The 5,335-nt window shown below is 35.1% G+C and carries 6 protein-coding genes; 4 read left to right on the forward strand and 2 right to left on the reverse strand.

The genetic code is table 11. The annotated features are described in order from the left end of the window. The first annotated feature begins 118 nt into the window (after window positions 1-118). From D6734_09405 to D6734_09420, 4 genes are all read left to right on the forward strand, one after another. Window positions 119-328: a hypothetical protein gene (locus D6734_09405; GenBank protein RMF93721.1), complete on the forward strand. Its 210-nt coding sequence runs from the start codon at window positions 119-121 to the stop codon at window positions 326-328. A 46-nt stretch (window positions 329-374) separates the two neighbouring features. After that, window positions 375-1,949 (forward strand): hypothetical protein, encoded by a 1,575-nt coding sequence (locus D6734_09410; protein ID RMF93722.1) that lies wholly within the window; start codon window positions 375-377, stop codon window positions 1,947-1,949. A 52-nt stretch (window positions 1,950-2,001) separates the two neighbouring features. Next, window positions 2,002-2,319, forward strand: a complete 318-nt coding sequence (locus D6734_09415) for a TRL-like protein family (protein ID RMF93723.1) — start codon at window positions 2,002-2,004, stop codon at window positions 2,317-2,319. Window positions 2,320-2,477: 158 nt separating this feature from the next. Beyond that, window positions 2,478-3,326, forward strand: a complete 849-nt coding sequence (locus D6734_09420; protein RMF93724.1) for a hypothetical protein — start codon at window positions 2,478-2,480, stop codon at window positions 3,324-3,326. 101 nt (window positions 3,327-3,427) lie between these two features. Here D6734_09420 and truA read toward each other — a convergent pair whose 3' ends face one another. Together truA and D6734_09430 are read right to left on the reverse strand one after the other, a co-directional pair. Then, complete coding sequence (gene truA / locus D6734_09425) at window positions 3,428-4,162, reverse strand: tRNA pseudouridine(38-40) synthase TruA (GenBank protein RMF93725.1); 735 nt, start codon at window positions 4,160-4,162, stop codon at window positions 3,428-3,430. Between the two features lie 12 nt (window positions 4,163-4,174). Next, the gene (locus tag D6734_09430) at window positions 4,175-5,332 is read right to left on the reverse strand and encodes a hypothetical protein (GenBank protein ID RMF93726.1); all 1,158 of its coding nucleotides are present in this window, start codon (window positions 5,330-5,332) and stop codon (window positions 4,175-4,177) included. Window positions 5,333-5,335 lie beyond the last annotated feature (3 nt).

Consider the following 5,335-nt stretch of genomic DNA (forward strand, 5'->3'; position numbering starts at 1 on the left):
AAATTTAAGGATGCTGATTGCAAAGTTTTAATTTAAGACAGTCATTCAGAATCATTGTCGAAATAGGTTCAGCTGTTAAAAAAGAGTCATCAATCGGCTTTATCGATGAATAGAGTAATTGCTAATCAGGGATTTGATAACAACTGATTACTATACTCTCTATTCAATCAAGTCGATTGGCAGTGAAATTAATTTCAGAAATGGCTGTAAAAAATTTCAAGCTGGTGATGAAAAAACTGAATTGTCAGTGCATAAGAGATTAATCGAAGATGAAAAAGTGAAGGGGAAAATTTTGGATATAAAAGAAAATTTAATCTTTTTGGGATAATTATTATATTATTTATCTTATGGCTGATTTTTTGAGAAACAATAGGTTGTTTTTGATAATTTTGGCGGTTGTCCTGTTGATGCGCCTTATCTTTTCGTGGCTTGATATGTCCTTCATTCTTGGCAGGATTGTAGATGATGCTTTTTATTACTTTCAGACAGCAAGAAATATTGTTAAAGGGTTAGGCTCAACTTTTGATGGCATAAACCCAACCAATGGTTATCATCCTCTCTGGATGTTGTGTATTCTGCCTATTTTCTATTTCACAAAATCATCGCCAGAATTGTCAATTCATTTTGTAATGACTCTTCAGGTGGTTATTCTTGCAGGAATCATTCTTCTTTTTGGGAAAATCATTTATGAAAAATTTGGCAAAGCATATGCGGTCATTGCTCTTGCAATATTCATTTGGCCAAGATTTTTGAGCCAAACAGAATATGGACTCGAGGCGGGACTTTTGATATTTTTGCTTTTTGTGACTGTCTATTTTTCACTTAAATCAAAGATATTCTCTTCTTATGCAGGGTTTAGACAGAATTTTCTATTCGGCATAATTTTAGGATTTGTTTTCTTGGCACGCCTTGATTCAATTTTTTTGATTGCAGCGATTGCTGTCTATTTGTTTTTACAGATTTTCATACAAAGCAATATAGAAATTCAAAAGAGGATAAATATTTTTTTTAAAAAAAGTTTCACTTTAGCATTGCCTGTAATTCTCATTGCTTTTCCATATCTCACATACAATTATCTGAAATTTGGACATATTGTTACAATAAGTGGAAGTTTGAAACATTCTTTTCCTGTCCCACATTTCTTCAAGGAATATTTTTTTGAATTCAAGGAATTTTCAATTATCTTTTTTTTAGCTCTCTTCTTTCTTATCTTTATATTGCTGAGAAAGGATTCTTACATTTCATTTTGTGAAGATAATGAGTATTCAGCAATCTCAACAATCTTTGCTCTATATGTGATTTTACATTTTGCTGACACAATTTTTTTTATGAAATGGGCAGTCTTCAGATGGCACTTTGCTGGATATGTCGTTTTTCTGATTTTGATAAGTCCGCTAATTGTTGATTTTCTGTCAGAAGCTTCCAAAAAAATGCTTAAGATTGAAAAAAAGGTTTTTTTGACCTTTTTAAGTTTCGCTTTCCTAGTTGGAGCGATTTTATCGCAGATGATTTCAGTTAGTCGAGGTATGGAAAACAAATTTCAGTATAATGTATATGAAGAAGCGCTATGGGTAAAGGATAATACAAAGAAAGAGGATGTCTTAATGATTGAGGATGCTGGAATATTAGGATATTTTTCGGATAGAAGAGTAGTCAATATTGACGGGGTAATCAATAACTTTGAGCTGCAGGAATATTTTAAGGAGGGCAAGTTTGTCCAATATATCAAAGATAAGGGGATTAAGTATTTTGCCCACCATGCTTTCTGGAACTCTCCAACTGTAAGAGAGGGAACTTATAAATCTTATCTCTTTAGAAGCTTTAGTCATCTTTATGATAAATGGGGAGGAGATTTGGTATTGGAAAAGAAAGATGAAATATATCGTTCAAAAGAATATAACCACTTTGGTGATAAAACAGTTTTCATCATTTGGAAGATCAATTACTGATATCTTTACCAATTGATTTGGAAGATTGTAGTGAGTGAAGGGAGGTGATTCAATGAAAATTCATAAGATATTTGCTCTGCTGCTGGTTATTTCAATTTTTTTCACAGTTGGCTGTGCTAGTTTTGTGCCAATGGGAGTTATCTACACAGAAGTAAAAGCGCCTGCAGCTGTTGGAGATACTTCAGTATCTGCAGAGAAAGTAGGCACAGCAAAAGCCACATCGTACCTGGGAATCGTAGCTACTGGAGATGCAAGCATCAAGACAGCTATGGAGAATGGCAAGATAACAAAGATTCATCATGTCGATTATTATACAAAAAACATCTTGGGCATCATCGGCGAATACACAACGACAGTATATGGCGAATAAATAAAACAATAGTATTTTCTTTCAAAAGAAAGGGCTGATGTTTAGTATCAGCCCTTTTTTTATTGCATTTTCTCTCCTTTTAATATAATAGGCTCTCTATTTTACATATGAACATATGTTCAAATAAGCAATTTTGTTTATTTAGAAAGGGGATATTGATGAGAAGAAATTTGAGAAAAATGGTTATGATTATTTTCACAGCAGGTCTCATATTTACATTTTCTTTTGTACAAGGTCTGTGGGCAGAAAAAAGACATAATAACGCTGAAGAAGATGAGATACATAATGAGTTGCATTTTGTCCATCCATTGATTGCAGAAACTCCATCTCCTGACAACACAATAAGAGTGGATTATTTTTTCAGAAATATAAATTCAGATGAAGATGATGCAGATGAGCATACTGTGAGATTTGTTGGTGAATATGCAATTAACCGTTCAATAAGTTTACAAATTGAAGCTCCTTACACATGGCGAGAACCGTCAGGCGAACCAACAGATTCAAGTTTTGACAATTTTGAATTTATTGCGAAATACGCCAATTTTGTTTTTGAAGAAAAAGGCATTTTGATTGGCGGCGGTTTACGCCTTGGTTTGCCAACAGGTGATACAAAAGAAGAGATAGGAAGCAATCATATTGTCGAATTTGAACCCTTCTTGGATGCCGGATACAAAAAGGGTAATTTTGAAACAACTGCAACACTTTCTTTTGGATTTCCATCAAATCAGCGCGATGAAGAAGAAAATGAAGAAGAAGCAACGATTGGCTATAATTTATCACTTCTCTATCATTTGAATAGGCGGATAGAAGCGCTTGTAGAATTCGATGGAGAAAGTGTGTTGAGTGGTGATGCTGATGGTCCATGGATAATTAACATAACACCGGGCATAAAGGTACGGCCTTCAAAGGACGCTGATTTCGACATTGGAGTGGGAGTTAGTCTGCCTTTGAGTAATACGGAAGAATTTGATGTCCAAACAATTGTATCTGCAATCCTTCATTTTTAAAATGCAAATATCCTCTTTAGATCAAAAAAAATTTAATCCAAAAATAGAAGGAAATGGACATTTAGAGATTTTAAAAAATCAAGTTGAAGAGTGGCAGTTGATTAATAAATTACCTTCACAAGCACAAGTCCCCTTGCCGGCGCTGTAGGTCCTGCTTTTTTCCTGTCTCTTGCTTCGAGTATATGTATCATTTCAACAGGATTCATCTTTCCCATTCCAATCTCTACCAAAGTGCCTACTATATTTCGTACCATATGTTTCAGAAAACCGCTTCCTTCAATGGTAAATTTTATGAAGCCTTCTTCCCTTTTTATGTCGAAGAAATCGATTCTTCTTATAGGTACTTTCGAATCACAGCCTGCCCCCTGAAAGGATGAGAAATCTTTTTCTCCTTTGATAAAATAGGATGCAGCCCTCATTGCATCGATGTCTAATCTATTGTGAATCTGCCAAGAATATCTTGAATAAAAGGGAGTTTTATAATCCCGATTCCATATAAAGTACTGGTAAATTTTACTCTTTGCGCTGTAGCGCGAATGAAATTTTTCATCAGCTATTTCCACCTGTTGAATAGCAATATCATCTGGTATTACAGCATTAAGTCCTCTTTTGATAGTAGTAATGTCGATTTCATCAGGAAAATGAAAATTTGCAACTTGTCCTCTTGCATGGACACCTGCATCAGTACGGGAAGCGCCGATTAATTTAACCTTTCTATGAAATATCTTATCTATGGCTTCAGTGATTATTCCTTCTATCGTTTTTACATTTGGTTGTATCTGCCATCCTGAATATCTTGTGCCGTCATACTGAATTTTCAGCTTATAATTGGGCATTTCTTGAAACCTCTAACTTTCATCTGAGTTCATATTATATAGATAGTCTATTATTCTTTTTTCAAACCTTTTTTTGTCAACTCCTAATTTGAAAAGTTTTTTCCCTTCTATCAGGACAACAGGCACCTCATTTCCGTATGCATCGAGTTTTTCTTTGTCATCGGTGATGTCAATAGCTTCAAGTTTGAAAGGGTAACGTCGTGAAATTTTTTCGATTATTTTTTTTGCATCATCACAAAGACAGCATTCTTTTTTTGAAAAGATTGTCACTTTTGGAAGTTTTTTGAAATCTATTCTACGGATACTTTTTCTATGTTTGCGTTTGAATTTATGCATCCAAGCCCATTGCTCGGGATAATTTAGGATTTCTTCCTCTATCGCTTCAAGAAAATTTGCAGTATTTAAATACAGAGCCAAGTCGCGGTTTTTCCCGTTTAGCGCTTTGAAACTTGGTTGAAATTTGACTTTGAATCTTTCATTGGGCAGGCGCATTGCATAACCGAAAATCACAGGTGCGCCAGTTCGCATAGCAAAAAGGGCAGGACCGGCAGGAGCGCTTGTTTCTGTATTTAAAAAAGGCACTGCTATCCCATTCTTTTTCGTGTAGTGGTCTATCAAAATTCCCAAAGCATGACAATTTGCAAGGGCTTTGAGTACTCCTTTCATTAATTCTCTTTCTTTTCCCGAGCGACGAATAATTACACTTGTGCCCGATGCATTTCTTATTCTTGTTATCATTTCGTTTATATAAGGGTTTGAGTATCTTTGTGCTAATACAGTTACGGGGTAGCCGAGTGTGGACATAGCCGCCTGAAACATTTCCCAGTTTCCTAAATGTCCTGTTATGACAACGAGCCCTTTACCCTCCTTCATAGCTTTGTCGAAATATTCAAGTCCCTCATATTCCACCAACTTCTGCACATCTTCCGGCTTCATTCTCTCAAGATGTATTGCTTCAAATACATTTCTTCCCATATTGATGAATGAGGATTTAGCAATTTTAATGGCTTGTGAATGACTTAATTCCGGTATAGCCCTAACTATGTTTTCAATAGCGGTATTTCTTGAATTTCTCATCATTTTGTATGCAGCCAATCCAATAAGAGCTCCTAAACGGCTTTTTATATTGAATTGAAGGGGATATATCAAACCTTTCAATAGTAAGACCAAGAG

Source organism: Candidatus Schekmanbacteria bacterium (assembly GCA_003695725.1).
Taxonomy (GTDB): domain Bacteria; phylum Schekmanbacteria; class GWA2-38-11; order GWA2-38-11; family J061; genus J061.